Here is a 16,233-nt window from a genome sequence, read left to right as displayed (position 1 = left end):
TGGCAATAGGAAAGGAGTAACTGCCATGTTCGGAGGCTTTACGAAAGATTTAGGAATTGATTTGGGTACCGCGAATACATTGGTATATGTAAAAGGCAGAGGCATAATCGTCAGAGAACCTTCCGTGGTTGCTCTGCGTACGGATACAAAAACAATCGAAGCTGTCGGAGACGCAGCGAAAAAAATGATCGGCCGGACGCCGGGCAACATCCGTGCGATCCGCCCGATGAAAGACGGCGTTATTGCAGATTTCGACACGACCTCAACGATGATTCGCTATTTCTTGCGGCAAGCCCAGAAGCAGCGCTGGTTGTTTCAGCGGCATCCCAACGTGATGGTCTGTGTGCCTTCCGGCATCACCGCCGTTGAGAAGCGCGCCGTCGAAGACGCCACCAAACAAGCGGGAGCGCGCGAAGCTTATACGATTGAGGAGCCGTTCGCAGCTGCCATCGGTGCGGACCTGCCGGTTTGGGAACCGACAGGCAGCATGGTAGTCGATATCGGCGGCGGTACGACAGAGGTTGCCGTGATCTCGCTCGGAGGCATCGTGACGAGCCGTTCCATCCGAATCGCCGGAGATGAAATGGACGAAGCCATTATTCAATACATTAAACGTACATACAATCTGATGATTGGGGAACGCACATCAGAAACGCTTAAGATGGAAATTGGCTCCGCTCTTCCGATGGACAAGCCCGAAACGCTGGAGATCCGCGGACGTGACCTCGTCTCCGGTTTGCCCAAAACGATGAGCGTCACTTCCGATGAAATTACCGAATCTCTCACAGATACGGTGAATGCGATTGTCGAAGCGGTGAAGGTGACGCTGGAGAAGTGTCCGCCCGAATTATCGGCGGATATTATGGATCGCGGCATCGTGCTGACCGGCGGCGGCGGACTGCTCCGCAATTTGGACCGCTTGCTCGCGAGAGAGACCGGCATGCCGGTGCTAGTGGCTGAGAATCCGCTGGATTGCGTGGCGATCGGAACCGGACGTGCGCTCGAGAACATTCATCTATTCAAGAACAAGTCTGGCTCAAGTACACGATATAAGCGTTAAAATTGCGTTAAAATTCGTTAGAAGGTGTGCTTACTTTGTTTAAATTCATGGGAAATAAGAGGCTGATTTTTCTGATGTTCGGATTAGTCTGCTTCTTTATATTGATGGGATTAACGCTGGGCCCCCGGGTACCGATGACATGGCCGGAGAAATTTGTCAAAGATACGGTATCGTGGACGCAAGGACTCTTCTATAAGCCCGCTGCGCAAGTGGCGGGTTTCTTCGAGGATATCCGGCAGCTCAGTGTCATTTACGAGGAAAACAAGACCTTGAAGCTGACCTTGACGCAGTATGCGCGGGATACGCAGCGCCTGAATGAGCTGGAGTCGCAAAACAAGCGCCTGATGGAAGCCCTCGGCTTCACGGAGCGTCAGCGTCAGGCTAACGTGTATACGTACCGGATTGCCGAGGTCGTAACGATCGACCCGGATCCGTACAACAGCACGGTGACTATTAATTTAGGCGATAAGGACGGCATCAAAGAGAATATGGCGGTGATGACCGTCGACGGCTTGGTCGGCCGTGTGAGCAAAGTGTTCGGCTTCCATTCCAACGTACAATTGTTGACCGAGATTACGGACACCGACAACAATTCCAAGGCGATCGCCGTTACGGTGAAGGGCAATGAGAATCAGCCGTTCGGGATGATCGAATCCTTTGATCCCAAAACAGGCGAGCTTGTGATGAATAAGGTGGAGCATGCCGACGATATGAAAGTCGGGGATACGATTATTACATCGGGCTTGGGACAAGTATTTCCCAAAGGGATTGAAGTCGGAACAATTTCTTCTATAGGTCCCGGGGAATTCGGCATCACGTATAAGGTGATGGTGAAGCCGAAGGCTTCTTTCAACCGCATTCGTGAAGTGTTCGTCGTCGAAGTTCCGGAAGTGAAATGAGGTGAGCCGTTACGTGACTCGACATTTGCTGTGGCTCATTCTATTGGGATTGTTCGTCCTGCAAGGCACGATTATGGTTTGGCTGATCCCGTCTTCTTGGCAAGCCAGCGTGCATGTGACCCCCCATTTTACACTCGTTTTTATTATGTTTATCGGACTTTTTCATCATCGTCATTCCGCATTGATTTATGGGCTGATCTTCGGTCTTTTGAACGATTTCAACTATTACGGTGCAATGCTCGGCGTTTATTCCTTCGGGATGGGCCTGACGGGGTATTTGGCCGGACTTGCGCAGCGAAGACAGCCTAACCTGATTTTTTACAATTTGCTCATAACCGGAGTCGGTTTGCTCGTATTTGAGCTCATTAACTATGGAATCAACCGGTTGTTCAAGTTAATTGACATCGATCTGCAATTTGCTCTCACCCATTACATGCTTCCGAGCGTCCTGTTCAATCTGCTATTTGCTTTGATTTGCTACGTCCCGATTCGCAAGCTGCTCGAAGGCAAGCGGATCGTGCCTGGGAATAGCGAAGATTAAATTTCCAAGCGGTTAGCAGGAAATTCAGGAACATGAGCCGAAATGTATAGGTTGGGAGGTTGTCAATGAACTATGTCCGTAACCAAGCACCATGTGATGATAAAAGGGGTCAAAGATGGCCTTGTTTTTTTGCTTAACGATGCCTGCGAATGGCAGGATTTGCTGAAGGAGCTGCAGCACAAGCTGGAGAAGACGCATCAGCAGATTTTGACCGGTCCGATCATACATGTTCATGTGAAATTAGGCAGCCGGGAAGCGACCGAGGAACAAAAAGAAGAAATCCGATCCGTCATTAAGCAGAAGGGCAACCTGCTCATTCAGTCGATCGAAAGCGAGCCGCGCAAGGATGCAGCTGCGGAAGAGCCTGCTGTCACAATGACGACACTTAAAGGAATGATTCGCTCAGGACAAACCCTCCATCATGAGGGTGATTTACTATATCTAGGCGATGTGAATCCGGGAGGAACGATTACCTCAACGGGCAACATCTACATCATGGGGTCGCTTCGCGGCATGGCGCATGCCGGTATCGACGGTGACGATAAGGCGATTATCGCCGCATCGCACATGCGTCCGACTCAACTGCGAATTGCCGGGATCATTAGCCGTTCTCCGGATGAGTGGGGGATTGACGAAGCCTTCATGGAATTCGCCTATGTGAAGGACGGCAAGATGGAAATCGACAAGCTGCATCAGCTTCACCGGCTTTGGCCGGATCCGAATGTCCATGGAAAGCAAGATTGAATACTAGAAAAATGCGCGTGGGGTGAGAACATATGGGAGAGGCAATCGTTGTTACTTCTGGAAAAGGTGGCGTTGGTAAAACAACGACTTCAGCAAATCTTGGAACAGCATTGGCGCTTTTGGGGAAAAAAGTTTGCATGGTGGATACCGACATCGGGCTGCGCAATCTGGACGTTGTGATGGGGCTTGAGAACCGGATCATTTATGATTTGGTCGATGTCGCCGAAGGACGCTGCCGTCTGCAGCAAGCCTTGATCAAAGACAAGCGCTTCGAGGAGTTATACCTGCTGCCGGCAGCCCAGACGAAGGACAAGCATGCGGTATCGCCGGAGCAGGTGAAGGATATCGTTCTTGAACTCAAGAAAGATTTCGAGTTCGTCATTATCGACTGCCCGGCAGGCATTGAGCAAGGCTTCAAGAATGCGGTGGCCGGAGCCGATAAGGCGATCGTCGTCACCACTCCGGAGAATGCCGCCGTGCGCGATGCCGACCGGATTATCGGACTGTTGGAGAATGAGAAAATTACCGCGCCCAAACTGATCATTAACCGGATTCGTCCGATGATGATGAAGAAGGGCGAGATGCTGGACATCGATGAAATCTGCTCGGTGCTTGCCATCGATTTGCTTGGCATAGTTCCCGATGACGAGCATGTCATCAAAGCGGCCAATGCAGGCGAACCGACCGTAATGAATCCTTCATCGCGCGCGGCGATTGCCTACCGGAACGTGGCGCGCCGCATCTTAGGGGATACGGTTCCTCTCATGCAGCTGGAAGACAAGACTGGCTGGGTCAAACGCATGAAAAAGTTTATCGGAATAGGATGATCGAGCTGTGCTTGCCAAACTGAAAAAGATCGATATTCCTATTGTTGTCATCTTGTTTGCCTTCATGATCATCTCCACAATGACGGTCTACAGCGCGTCGGTGGATCATCCGTCGATCGTCATCTCGATTTCCAAAATTCTTATTCTGTATGCCGTCGGCCTTGTCGCTTTTCTGGCGTGCAGCATGTTCGATTATCGCGTACTTATTCGAATTGCTCCTTTCTTATATGGCATCGGTATTGTGTCCCTAATTGCGGTTTATTTCTTCGGCAAAAAAATCCACGGTGCCCGAGGCTGGTTCGAGCTTCCGGGCGGTTTGACCTTCCAGCCGGCGGAGCTCGTCAAGCTGATCCTGATCATCTGTGTGACGGCGCTGCTGGCTCGAAGAGGCGGCGACCTGCTGCAAATCAAGAACGATTTGATCCCAGTCTGCGGGGCTGTACTGCTGCCGTTCATTCTGGTCCTCATTCAGCCGGACTTGGGGAATGCGATTATTTTCGTGATCATTTTGCTTGGGATGCTCTGGATCGGCAACATCAAATATACGCATGTGCTCGTGAGTATTGTCGTGCTGGCAGGGTTGGGCTTTTTGCTGCTGACGCTCTATAAGACGTTCCACGATCCTTTATTCGAGGCGCTCAAAGGGTACGGCTTCAGCCACTGGATGGACCGGATCGATACGTATCTCTACCCGCAGAACGTTACCGATGACGACAGCTATCAGGTGCGGAACGCGATTCGGGCGATCGGGTCCGGAGGCCTGGAAGGCGAGGGCTTCCTGAAGGGGACTTCCGTGCACAGTAATTTTATTCCGTTCGCGTATTCGGATTCGATCTTCGTCGTTGTGGGAGAAGAGTTCGGGTTCCGCGGATCGGCCGTTCTGCTGCTCATTTATTTCTTGCTTATTTACCGCATGATTCTGATTTCCATCCAAAGCACTCAGCTTAGCGGAGCTTATATCGTTGTCGGCGTCGTGTCCATGTTCGTGTTTCAAATTTTCGAAAATGTCGGTATGATGATCGGCATCATGCCTTTGACGGGGATTACGCTGCCCTTTGTCAGTTACGGAGGAACGTCCCTGCTCATCAATATGCTTTCGCTCGGCCTCGTTATGAGCGTGAAGCTGCATCAGGAACGCGAGCTTGAATTGTTTTAACGGATTTCATGGTACACGCATAAGGAAGCCCCTGGTCCCCAGCCAGCGGGCTTTTTCGTATATTCACATAATCTTGTCCTTCTTCTCATAGGCTGTACTAAGCAAGCTTAGCTCGTACGACTCTGAAGACTATGTACAGGAGGGGGCTTCCATGGAAGTCAAAGATAAAGTGAAACAACGGCGGTTAGAACGCCTTCGCCATTTGCGCGAGGCAGCGGACAATTCCAGCCTGAATGGAAGTCCGGCGAGAGCAACGCGGTCCCTGGATCAAGCCGCACCTCCCCGGCAGCAGCCGGAGCTCCCGCTCTATGTGGACTCAGATTGGAAGAGAAGACTGGAGCTGGAGGACCCGGAATACGCTTGGAAGCAGAAGGTGCGGATGGATAAGACGCTTGGCGGCGATGCGTACGATCCGGATGGCGAGAGAGGTCTGTTTGCCCCTCCGTCACCGCGTAAAATAGCGATGAAACTGCTTGTCAGCTGCATGCTGTTCGCTGCGTTGTACGGCATGTTTCAACTGAATGAGCCGTGGGCGAACAAAGGCAAGCAGTTCGTGGCGGCTTCCCTGACCGAATCTTATAATTTCACGGCGTTTTCCAATTGGTATGAGAACCGGTTCGGCGGCGCGCCCTCGTTCATTCCCAGCTTCAATCGCGAAGGTGATGAAGCGGTCAGAGTCAGCACTTCGAAGCGGACGATGTATGCGCCTGTCAAGGGAACCGTTATGAAGCCGTTCGATGGGACTAACCAGCTTGGCGTCAATCTGAATACGCAGGATTATGCGCCTGTCTATGCCCTGGATACCGGACAAGTCATATTCTCCGGCGTGGCGGCCGATACGGGCCTTACGGTCATCATCCGCCATCCGGGCGGTTTGCAATCGCTGTACGGGGGATTGGGAGAAGCGAGCGTTGAAGCGGGGGATTGGATGAAAGTAGGGGAGCCGATCGGCAAGGCATCGAAGAAGGATCCGGTCAAAGGGACGCTGTATGTGGCGTTCACGAGGGACGGCCGTCCTGTCAATCCGACGGATGTGATTTCCTTTGATTAGACTGTTCGGCACCACTTACCGGTTTCATCCTTTATTCACGCTCGTCATGATCGGCTCCGCCTTGACGGGCTATTTCCTGGAAGCCATCACGCTGTTCGGTATCGTGCTCGTTCATGAACTGGGTCATCTGACTGCCGCCAACGGCCTAGGGTGGCGCGTCAAGGAAGTGCAGCTGCTCCCATTCGGCGGTGTGCTCGTTGTGGACGAGCTGGGCACGGTGCCGACCTGGGAAGAACTTGTCGTGGCAGTTGCAGGGCCGATTCAGCATGTATGGATGATTCTTCTCGCTTACTTCATGAAAATGCTGGAGATTGGTGCAGGCACGTGGTGGGATTATTTCATCGAAGCCAATCTCATGATTCTATTGTTCAATCTGATACCGGTCATGCCGCTCGACGGGGGCAAAATTATGCAGTCCCTGCTGGGGTATTTGTTATCCTATCACAATACGATTCTGTATACGGTCTGGATTTCCATGTTCTTAAGCTTCGCGATCATCGTGATGGCCGTCATCCAGCTGGCCAGCGGGCAGCTCCCGCTCAATATCCTGGTCATCGGCATTTTCCTGCTTGTTTCCAATTGGTATGCGTACCGTCAGATGCCGTATCATTTCTTTCGCTTTCTGATTGGCCGGGGCAGCCGTGTCAGTAGGCTGCTCAGCCGCGGCACGCTGGCACAGCCGATTGTAATTACGAAGCAGCGGACGATGGCGGATACGCTCAAGCTTTTTATGAGGGAGAAATATCATTTGATCTACATTGTCAACGAGGCGGGACGCATACAAGCCATTCTGCCCGAGCAGCAATTGGTGAGCGGTTATTTGGATGGAAAAAAACCGGGGAGTGCAGTTTCCGATCTTTTCATGTAAAATAACCTTTGAGGTGAAACGTGTATGAAGCAACTTATAATTCACTGCGCACCGGAGCTTACGCAAGCGGCATTGCTGGAAGAGGGGCGGCTTGTGGAGTATGATTCGCAGTATCCGCTTGATTCCAAGCGGGCAGGCAGCATCTACATGGGTCGCATCGTCAACGTACTTCCCGGCATGCAGGCGGCATTCGTCGACATCGGTTTAGCGAAGAATGCCTTTCTTTATATAGACGATCTCCTCCCCGTCCATATGGACAAGCAGCCTAAGATCAAACCCTCCATCACGGAGCTCGCCGAACCAGGGCAAACCTTCATGGTCCAGGTAACGAAGGAACCGCAAGGCACCAAAGGCGCAAGAGTAACGACGCATGTTTCCATCCCGGGACGTTGGATCGTTTACATGCCAGACGCCGACTACATCGCTATTTCCCGCAAAATTGATATGGAAACCGAACGGCAGCGCCTTAAACAGCTGGCCGAAGGCAATTTGCTTCCCGGCGAAGGCGTCATTCTGCGGACGGGCGCTCTCGGTCAAAGCGAAGAAGCGATCCGTGACGATTTGCAGAACTTGCGGGATTTATGGCAAACGATTCTCTCCAAAATGAAACAGGCTACAGCACCTCAGCAGCTTTATCAAGACCTGGATCTGCTGCCGCGTTTGGCCAGAGATGTCATAACCGCCGATGTGAACGAAGTATGGCTGAACGATGCCAAAGTGTATGAAGAAATGAAGCTGCTGCTGCGCAAGCAGCATCCGAGCTGGCGGGGCCGCGTCGCATTTTATGACCGCAAAGTCCCGTTATTCGATCAGTTCGGTGTGACAGAGGAGCTGAATGTCAGCTTCCGACGCAAGATTTGGCTGCCAAGCGGCGGATATTTGATCATCGATCAAACCGAAGCGCTGACGGTCATTGATGTGAACACGGGCCGGTACACCGGTTCCGTTGATCTCGAACAGACCGTGACCGATATTAACCGGGAGGCGGCGGCCGAGATTCCGCGGCTGCTGCGCTTGCGGAACATCAGGGGCATCATCATTGTTGATTTTATTGATATGGCATCGGAAACGAACCGCGCAGCGGTCATGGAAAACATCACGCAGGCCGTCCGTAAAGACCGTTCCAAAACGATCGTTGTCGGATGGACGAAGCTCGGGCTGCTGGAAATGACACGAAAGCGCAAATAAAACATTGCATATAAGAATGTACGTGTGATATAATACTCGAAGTGTGTTGTTTAGGCATGCTGTAACCGCGCGAAACGGGTTTAAGAACGGACAGGTATAGCTCCTGACCGTCACCTGGACAAGGCGAGTCTGAGACATGAGGAGGTCATGCAAATGTACGCAATTATTGAAACAGGTGGTAAGCAGTACAAAGTTCAAGAGGGCGATGTTCTATACATCGAGAAATTGAACGCAGCTGAAGGTGAAGTTGTTTCTTTTGATCGTGTACTTATGGTATCCAAAGAGAGCGGCGTTGTTGTAGGTGCTCCATTGGTATCCGGTGCTGCAGTTTCCGCGAAAGTGGAGAAACACGGCAAAGGCGCGAAAGTTATCGTGTATAAGTACAAAGCGAAAAAGAACTATCACAAAAAGCAAGGTCATCGTCAACCATACACAAGAGTTGTAGTTGAGAAAATCCAAGCGTAAGCGGCTGCCTTATGATCTACGTGACCATAAAGCGTCAACTACCGGATTCACCTCAAATTGTATCTTTTGTAGTGGAAGGCCATGCTGAATATGACGTACCTGGCAAAGACCTGGTCTGCGCTGCGGTATCGGCGGTAACGTTCGGTACTTATAATTCGATTGAATCGCTCACGGGTGTCGTTCCCATTCACGACATGGAGCGAGGGTTTATGGATGTTACCATTCCAGAAAACGCTCGTACCGTAACGGAGAATTGGAACAAAATCCAGGTGATTCTGGAATCTATGGTCGTCATGCTACAAACCATTGCAGACAATTACGGTGACTATATAACGATTGAAACAATCTATCACGAAGGAGGATAACATCATGTTGAAATTGGATCTCCAGTTTTTCGCTTCCAAGAAGGGTGTAGGTTCCACGAAGAACGGACGTGACTCCCATTCCAAGCGCCTTGGCGCTAAACGTGCTGACGGTCAAACCGTTACTGCGGGAAGCATTCTCTATCGCCAACGCGGTACGAAAATTCACCCAGGAACGAACGTAGGCATCGGTTCGGATGATACACTTTTCGCTTTGGTACAAGGCGTAGTGAAATTCGAGCGTTTGGGCCGCGATCGCAAAAAAGTGAGCGTATACCCAGTTGATGTAGCTCCTGTGGCTGCAGCACTAGAAGCGTAATGAGAATCCCTGGCGAGCGATGAGCCCGTCAGGGATTTTTTCCTACTATGACGACAACCTCTAATCGCGGTCGCTGCTTGTCGGATGGCCAAGGGCGGAGGTTTTCTCATTTGTTTGGTGACGTTTGCAAGATGGCCATGCTATACTGAATGAACGGTTACGTAGCAGGGGAGAACGGAGCGGACGAGGGATGAAACGAGTAGGCAGCACACAGATTTATTTGTTGGCACTTGTGCTCATTGGTTTAACGGGACTGGTCTTTTTAGAGCCTTGGGTCGTTAGGGGCGCATTGCTTTTGATCGTGGTGATATGCGGTTATACAGCTTTCAAACTGGAAGTAAGCCGCGTGGAAGAGAAGTGGAGCGATAAGTACCGGAGTGAGGAAGGGCTTGCTCAGAGAAATTTGATAGCAGTCATCAACAGGCTGCGTCATGATTGGATGAACGACACGCAAATCTTGTTCGGCTACATACAATTGAAGAAATTTGATAATTTACAGCCGTATATGGAAAAAATAAAAATGACGATGCAGCAGGAAAGCAATCTGTCCAAGTTGGGTATCCCCTCCTTGATCGCTTACTTGCTGCTGTTCCGGGTGCAGTCCAAGTCATTGGAGCTGGAAGTTGCTCTGGATCAGGAAATCAATTTGGGACAGCTTCCATTAAGTGACGGATTGATTGAACGATTGATCAGGCAGACGGTTGCGTGTGTACAGCGGCATGCAGCAGCCGGCGAGGATGAAAGCGGGAAGCTGAGCTTGGAGTTCGATATTCAGGAAGACGGCTTGCTGCTTGATTTCGTCTATCAAGGTCCATATCGACGGGACCTGCTTGAGAAGGCGGTTCATGAGAATTTCCCTGGGAACGTCAGTTCCTATGTGCTGGAGCATACGGATTGGCAAGAGGATGAAGCGGCTGTTACCATCAAGCTGCCGTTTCATACATCATATAGGGAGCTTGACCGCAAGGTCGAGGTCTCGGTTTAGTTGAGGTGCAGAGATGTTTGTAGATAAAGCGAAAGTATTTGTAAAAGGCGGCGACGGCGGCGACGGACTCGTAGCGTTCCGGCGCGAGAAGTATGTCCCGGAGGGCGGTCCTGCCGGCGGTGACGGAGGCAATGGCGGCGATGTGATCTTCCGCGTCGACGAAGGTCTTCGCACGCTGATGGATTTCCGCTATCAGAAGCATTTCAAGGCGGCCCGCGGCGAGAAGGGGCGCAATAAGTCCATGCATGGCGCCAATGCGGAAGATATGATCGTTCGCATTCCGCCGGGGACGACGATCATTAATGACGATACGCAAGAGATTATCGCGGATTTGACGCGTCATGGGCAAGAAGTCGTCGTAGCCAAGGGCGGACGCGGCGGACGCGGGAACACGCGGTTCGTCACGCAGCGCATCACGGCGCCGGAAATCGCCGAGAACGGCGAAGAAGGCGAAGAGCGCTGGGTTGTGCTCGAGATGAAAGTGATGGCGGACGTCGGTCTTGTCGGTTTCCCTAGCGTGGGGAAATCTACGCTCCTGTCCGTTGTGTCTGCGGCCAAGCCCAAAATCGCCGCGTACCATTTTACAACCCTGACCCCGAACCTGGGGGTTGTCGATGTAGGAGATGGCCGCAGCTTCGTCATGGCGGACTTGCCTGGTTTGATCGAAGGCGCGCATGAAGGCGTGGGTCTCGGTCATGAGTTCCTGCGTCACGTCGAGCGGACGCGCGTGATCGTGCACGTGGTCGACATGTCCGCAGCAGACGGCCGCGATCCTTACGAGGACTTCCTCAAGATCAATGAGGAAGTGAGACTTTACAACGCGAAGCTGGAGCAGCGTCCGCAGATTGTTGTGGCCAACAAGATGGACATGCCGCAGTCGGAGGAGAATCTGGCCTTGTTCAAGGAGCAGCTTGCCGCGGCCGGCAGCGAGTACGAAGTCTACCCGATCTCGGCGTTAACTCGCGAGGGTGTGCAGGAGCTGCTGTACAAGATTTCCGATATTGTGGAAAGCATTCCGCAAGCTCCGGAAGTCGAGGCTGTGGCTGAGACGGAAGAACGCAAGGTGTACCGCTACGAGAAGCGCGAGGAGAATGATTATACCATTCGCCGCGTCAACGACGTGTTCGTGGTTGAAAGTCCATCGATCGAGAAGTTGATCAAGCGGACGAATTTCAGCACACAGGATGGCGTGGCGCGCTTCGCCCGCATTCTGCGTAACATGGGGATCGATCAGGAGCTGCGTAACCGCGGCGCCGTGCACGGGCAAACGATCCAGATCGGCGATTTTGATTTTGAATTTGATGAGAAGCAATAGCATCAATAGAGGGTGTCCGCAAGCCGTGTAAATGGCTGCGGACGCCTTTTTTTTGTGGCCGCGGGAGGGGGCACAAAAGGCGCGCGAGTCGCGGCGGGCGGCGCGAGGGCGAGGGCGAGGGGAGCGAGTGTGCGAGAAGCAGCGTGAGTGACGGGAGGCGGGCAGGCGACGTGAGGGCGCAGCTCCGGGGGCGGCGCCTGGCGCTTGGGCCGTACGCGCCGAAGCTAACGGACACCACGGCCGCTAATCGCGCGAGATTGGGGCCGTGATAACTCTAACGGACACCGGAGCCCTTATTTGCCGATTTCGGAGGCGAAATCGCGCAGAAACGGGCAAATAGCGTCGCGTGTGTCCGTTGGATTTATCGAGCGGCCGTATCGCGCCGAATAAGGCCCACTGTGTCCGTTAGCCGGCCGGCCGAGGGATCTGCAGCCCAGCGGTGAGGGCGCAGCTCCGAAGCGGGCTGGCACCTTGCCGCGCGCGCCGAAGCTAACGGACACCACGGCCGCTAATCGCGCGAAAATGGGGCCGTGATAACTCTAACGGACACCGGAGCCCTTATTTGCCAATTTCGGAGGCGAAATCGCGCAGAAACGGGCAAATAGCGTCGCGTGTGTCCGTTGGATTTATCGAGCGGCCGTATCGCGCCGAATAAGGCCCGCTGTGTCCGTTAGCCGGCCGGCCGAGGGATCTGCAGCCCAGCGGTGAGGGCGCAGCTCCGAAGCGGGCTGGCACCTTGCCGCGCGCGCCGAAGCTAACGGACATCACGGCCGCTAATCGCGCGAAAATGGGGCCGTGATAACTCTAACGGACACCGGAGCCCTTATTTGCCGATTACGGAGGCGAAATCGCGCAGAAACGGGCAAATAGCGTCGCGTGTGTCCATTAGAATCATCGAGCGGCCGTATCACGCCGAATAAGGTCCGCTGTGTCCGTTAGCCGGCCGGCCGAGGGATCTGCAGCGCCTGGCACGAGAGGGCAGCACCGAGGCGGGCTGCTACTGCTCGCCTAGCAAGGCGCTGCTTCCGGCGAGCTCCGCCTGAGCTCCGCCTGTTGAGCTCCCTCACGCGTCACTGACTTGCGTAATCTGGGTAAATCCGCAAGTATAATGTCATAATACTTGACACATAAACTGGAAAGTATTACGATTTCCCTAAACAACCTTCCATTATGTTAACTATACTAACATATATTCGTGCGAGAAAGGGGGAGATGCAATGAAGCGATGGATTCAAGCCATAGGATCCGGCCAGCAAGGAATAGCCCGAGATTTATCGTACGAAGAAGCGGTCGAGGCCGCACATGAGATGGCCGGCGGGGATTCCACGGACGCGCAATGCGCCGCATTCTTGATGGCATTATGTATGAAAGGCGAAGCTGACGAAGAGCTGAGAGCATTCATCGATGTGTTCCGCAGCTATTCCTTGAAATACCAGCCTTTCGAGGATTCGCTGAATTGCGCCGGCCAGACGGAAGGACGCCGATATTTCGCCGTTACGCTGCCGGTCTCCTTATTGCTGGCTTCGGTAGGCTTTCCTCAAGTGCTGCATGGAGGCGATGCGCTACCGCCGAGACAGGGGACAGCCATGAAAGACATACTCGAGAGCTTCGGAGTCGCGATGAATGTATCTGGCAAAGCCTGGGAAGCGATGCTATTCCACACGAATATCGGCTTCCTCCACACGGAACAGCTGTGTCCGCCGCTGGGCAAGCTGAAGCCGGTCCGTGAACAAATCGGTTTGCGCACCGTCATCAACACGATCGAGAAAGTGATGAATCCCGTACAATCGATGAACATGATCATCGGCGTGAACCAGCGGAAAACGATGGAAGCGCTGATTCCCATTACGATGAAATCCGGAATTCAGAGCGTGTACCTAGTGAACGGGATCGAAGGCTCGGAAGATCTGCCGATCTATCAGAACAGTACGATACGGATCGTAACGCCATGGGGGGATGAATCAAGGCTGGTCGAGCCGCAGAAGTTCGGCTTTGTGAGCGAGCCCCTGCAGCCGCTGGACCAAACGGATCAAGTGTCGATGCTGCGCCGGATCATTGCCGGGGATCAGTCGGAGGAGCTGAAGCGTGAGAGAGATCATGTTATTTTTAATGCGGGACTGCGGTTGACGTGGTTTGATAAAGTGGGCAGCTACGAAGAAGGCTTTCACCTTGCCGAGTCGCTGCTCCAGAGAAAGGAAGCGCAGAAGGTGATGCTGAGATGGGCCGAACAGAGTCAACGCTTTACTAGGCAAGACTTGCCTCCGCCGGATTCTGCCTCCCTAATCGGATAAAGGCCAGCCTGAAAGGAGAAATCCGGAGAAGGCGGCCTTTTTTATCTTTTTGACGAACCTACCCCCTCATCCATGCCTCCTCGTCCGAAGATATATAAACGGCAGCGTACACACTTAAAAGCAAACCGCTAAGGAGGCATATTTACAGCATGAAACGCATGAAAAAACAAATACTTACCCTAGCGCTAGTCCCAGCACTTCTTTTAGGCGCAGTAACCGTCCCGTCACCCCAAGAGGCATCGGCCGCAACAGCGACCGGTCAAATCGTAAGCTCCGTTAGCCTGCGTACAGGAGCAAGTACAGATGCATCCCGCATTCGATATTTAAAGACCGGCGAGAAAGTGACCATTTTGTCTAAAGTAAACAGCTGGTGGTACAAAGTGAGAGCTTCCGACGGCCGTGAAGGATATATCAGCACCAATGCCAAATACATAAAAACCTCAGGCACAACAACGTCAGGAGGCGGAGGTTCGAGCAGCACCGGCGGAACCGCCAGTGAGAAGGCTCAGAAGGTTATCGCCGCAGGCAAAAAGTACTTAGGAACACCTTATGAGTACGGCTCCAGCCGCAATAACACAAGCACGTTCGATTGCTCGGATTTCGTCCGTCAAGCTTTCCTTGACGGCATTGGCTTGAAGCTGCCAAGTGATTCCAGAGGCCAAGGCAGCTACGTCAAATCTCTCGGAAACGCCAAAACGGATTGGCACAATCTGAAGCCTGGCGATTTAATGTTTTTCATGTCCTACAAAGGGACAAGCAAGTCCAGCTACAGCGGGATTAACAAATCCACGCAAACGGTCTCTCATGTGGCGATCTACTTAGGCAACGGACAAATTCTCTCTACGTATTCCAAAGAAAGCGGCGGGGTGCGCATCGATTCCATCGAAAACCGTCACTGGGAATACCGGTTCCTATATGGCGGCAGCGCCCTCTAGCAGCAACCCAAAAAAGCAGACTTCGAGAAATCGAAGTCTGCTTTTTTTGGGCTAAACTTGCATAGGATCGACGAACGGATGCCAATGTATGGTGGAAAGACCGGAGTCCTCGCTAATTCCGGCGGAGCCGATCCAGGGATGCGGTGCAGGCGGAGCGGTGAAATAATGTTCAAGCAAAGAGCGGAAAATAAATGGAAGAGGACGCTCGAGAACCAGCTCTCGGGGAACCCAATGCAGGTCGCCTTCAGCCGTTGTAATGCGCGGATTGATGTCGGTGTGCCCGATATAGAAAAATTGCTGCCGGATTTCCAACCCATTCAGTCGAAGCAAAATATAGCGCATATGCAGATCGCGAATTTCATCATGCTCGATCCCGGTTTCCTCATATATTTCCCGTAAACAGGCCGCACGCGGATTGTTCAGCTCGCCGGGTTCCAGATGTCCGCCGATAGCCGCCCATAATCCCGGCGAAAGTGTACGCGTCATGGATCGTTTCATCATGAGCAGTTCGTCCCGGCTGTTCCAGAGAAGAGCCGTAGATATCATTCGCAATGTAATCATGTTGGCGATTCCTTTCTTTTTCTAGTACACTCAGCTTAGCACAGGAAACCTAGCGGCTGCAAAAGCTGGCGGGAATACCAATTTGCCTATTGCTTCGACGATCATGTTTCGATATAATGTCCTCTATAGGTAAACAATAGTCTTTCTAGAGAGGACGGTAAAGGTAGTGCCGGATAGCAAAGAGTTTTTTCAAACGATCAAGCATACCGGTCCTGAGAGGTACTACTTAGTCCGGGAAGATATTTTGCCAGAGGGTGTGCTGAAGACGGTGCAGGCGAAGGAGCTGCTGGCACGTGGCGAAGTGAAGACGATTCACGACGCCGTTGAGCAAGTCGGACTTAGCCGCAGCGCTTTTTACAAGTATAAGGATGGGATTCATCCCCTGAGCAAGCTGGAAAGAGAGCGTATCGTCACCATATCGATGGATCTGGAGCATCGGTCGGGGATTCTGTCCCGCGTACTCGCGTTGATCGCTAACCTGGAAGGCAATGTACTAACGATTCATCAGACGATACCTCTGCAAGGCATGGCGAACGTCGTCATCTCTGTCGAAACCTCTTCGATGGGGGAAGAGATTCGTCAAATATTGGACCGGCTGCAATCGCAAGACGGAGTCAAGCGTGCCGTGATCATAGGTCAAGGCAGTTAAGATAGCATACTATTCGG

The 16,233-nt window shown here is 52.6% G+C and carries 18 protein-coding genes and 1 other annotated feature; of the genes, 17 read left to right on the top strand and 1 reads right to left on the bottom strand.

Annotated features, from left to right (window positions below):
• Positions 1 to 25 precede the first annotated feature (25 nt).
• The 16 genes from PUT07_RS22490 to PUT07_RS22415 all read left to right on the top strand — a co-directional run bounded on the left by PUT07_RS22490 (position 26) and on the right by PUT07_RS22415 (position 15,006).
• Entirely contained in the window at positions 26 to 1,060 is a 1,035-nt protein-coding gene (locus PUT07_RS22490) for a rod shape-determining protein (RefSeq protein ID WP_274470707.1), read from the top strand.
• Positions 1,061 to 1,107: 47 nt separating this feature from the next.
• Complete coding sequence (gene mreC, locus PUT07_RS22485) at positions 1,108 to 1,959, top strand: rod shape-determining protein MreC (protein ID WP_274470938.1); 852 nt, start codon at positions 1,108 to 1,110, stop codon at positions 1,957 to 1,959.
• Between the two features lie 13 nt (positions 1,960 to 1,972).
• Complete coding sequence (gene mreD / locus PUT07_RS22480) at positions 1,973 to 2,500, top strand: rod shape-determining protein MreD (RefSeq protein ID WP_274470706.1); 528 nt, start codon at positions 1,973 to 1,975, stop codon at positions 2,498 to 2,500.
• A 72-nt stretch (positions 2,501 to 2,572) separates the two neighbouring features.
• Positions 2,573 to 3,244 carry a septum site-determining protein MinC gene (gene minC / locus PUT07_RS22475; RefSeq protein WP_274470705.1) on the top strand — a complete coding sequence of 224 codons (672 nt, stop codon included), beginning with the start codon at positions 2,573 to 2,575 and terminating at the stop codon, positions 3,242 to 3,244.
• Between the two features lie 32 nt (positions 3,245 to 3,276).
• A complete protein-coding gene (gene minD, locus PUT07_RS22470) occupies positions 3,277 to 4,071 on the top strand; it encodes a septum site-determining protein MinD (protein WP_274470704.1) in 795 nt (264 codons plus the stop codon).
• Between the two features lie 7 nt (positions 4,072 to 4,078).
• Positions 4,079 to 5,227, top strand: coding sequence for an FtsW/RodA/SpoVE family cell cycle protein (locus PUT07_RS22465; protein WP_274470703.1), 1,149 nt, complete (start codon positions 4,079 to 4,081; stop codon positions 5,225 to 5,227).
• 151 nt (positions 5,228 to 5,378) lie between these two features.
• Complete coding sequence (locus PUT07_RS22460; RefSeq protein WP_274470701.1) at positions 5,379 to 6,278, top strand: M23 family metallopeptidase; 900 nt, start codon at positions 5,379 to 5,381, stop codon at positions 6,276 to 6,278.
• Positions 6,271 to 7,146 (top strand): M50 family metallopeptidase, encoded by an 876-nt coding sequence (locus PUT07_RS22455; RefSeq protein ID WP_274470700.1) that lies wholly within the window; start codon positions 6,271 to 6,273, stop codon positions 7,144 to 7,146. Before PUT07_RS22460 ends, PUT07_RS22455 begins: the two co-directional genes overlap by 8 nt.
• Positions 7,147 to 7,170: 24 nt before the next feature.
• Positions 7,171 to 8,334: an Rne/Rng family ribonuclease gene (locus PUT07_RS22450; protein WP_274470698.1), complete on the top strand. Its 1,164-nt coding sequence runs from the start codon at positions 7,171 to 7,173 to the stop codon at positions 8,332 to 8,334.
• Between the two features lie 53 nt (positions 8,335 to 8,387).
• Positions 8,388 to 8,475: a sequence feature (ribosomal protein L21 leader region), on the top strand.
• A gap of 12 nt (positions 8,476 to 8,487) precedes the next feature.
• Positions 8,488 to 8,799, top strand: a complete 312-nt coding sequence (gene rplU, locus PUT07_RS22445) for a 50S ribosomal protein L21 (RefSeq protein ID WP_274470696.1) — start codon at positions 8,488 to 8,490, stop codon at positions 8,797 to 8,799.
• A gap of 11 nt (positions 8,800 to 8,810) precedes the next feature.
• Entirely contained in the window at positions 8,811 to 9,164 is a 354-nt protein-coding gene (locus PUT07_RS22440; RefSeq protein WP_274470695.1) for a ribosomal-processing cysteine protease Prp, read from the top strand.
• Between the two features lie 4 nt (positions 9,165 to 9,168).
• Positions 9,169 to 9,480 (top strand): 50S ribosomal protein L27, encoded by a 312-nt coding sequence (gene rpmA, locus PUT07_RS22435; RefSeq protein WP_171686887.1) that lies wholly within the window; start codon positions 9,169 to 9,171, stop codon positions 9,478 to 9,480.
• Between the two features lie 190 nt (positions 9,481 to 9,670).
• A complete protein-coding gene (locus tag PUT07_RS22430; RefSeq protein WP_274470694.1) occupies positions 9,671 to 10,465 on the top strand; it encodes a Spo0B domain-containing protein in 795 nt (264 codons plus the stop codon).
• A 13-nt stretch (positions 10,466 to 10,478) separates the two neighbouring features.
• Positions 10,479 to 11,780, top strand: a complete 1,302-nt coding sequence (gene obgE, locus PUT07_RS22425; RefSeq protein ID WP_274470692.1) for a GTPase ObgE — start codon at positions 10,479 to 10,481, stop codon at positions 11,778 to 11,780.
• 1,217 nt (positions 11,781 to 12,997) lie between these two features.
• The gene (locus tag PUT07_RS22420; protein ID WP_274470691.1) at positions 12,998 to 14,071 is read left to right on the top strand and encodes an anthranilate phosphoribosyltransferase; all 1,074 of its coding nucleotides are present in this window, start codon (positions 12,998 to 13,000) and stop codon (positions 14,069 to 14,071) included.
• A 158-nt stretch (positions 14,072 to 14,229) separates the two neighbouring features.
• Entirely contained in the window at positions 14,230 to 15,006 is a 777-nt protein-coding gene (locus PUT07_RS22415) for a C40 family peptidase (protein WP_274470937.1), read from the top strand.
• 51 nt (positions 15,007 to 15,057) lie between these two features.
• Here the strand turns inward: PUT07_RS22415 and PUT07_RS22410 are convergent, their stop codons facing one another.
• On the bottom strand, positions 15,058 to 15,567 hold the full coding sequence (locus PUT07_RS22410; RefSeq protein WP_274470690.1) for an NUDIX domain-containing protein: 510 nt from the start codon (positions 15,565 to 15,567) through the stop codon (positions 15,058 to 15,060).
• 166 nt (positions 15,568 to 15,733) lie between these two features.
• Here PUT07_RS22410 and PUT07_RS22405 point away from each other — a divergent pair, with 166 nt between their 5' ends.
• Positions 15,734 to 16,216, top strand: a complete 483-nt coding sequence (locus PUT07_RS22405) for an ACT domain-containing protein (RefSeq protein ID WP_274470689.1) — start codon at positions 15,734 to 15,736, stop codon at positions 16,214 to 16,216.
• Positions 16,217 to 16,233: the final 17 nt, after the last annotated feature.

Source organism: Paenibacillus sp. MAHUQ-63, assembly GCF_028765165.1.
Taxonomy (GTDB): domain Bacteria; phylum Bacillota; class Bacilli; order Paenibacillales; family NBRC-103111; genus Paenibacillus_E.
This window is presented reverse-complemented; position numbering and strand designations above follow the sequence as displayed.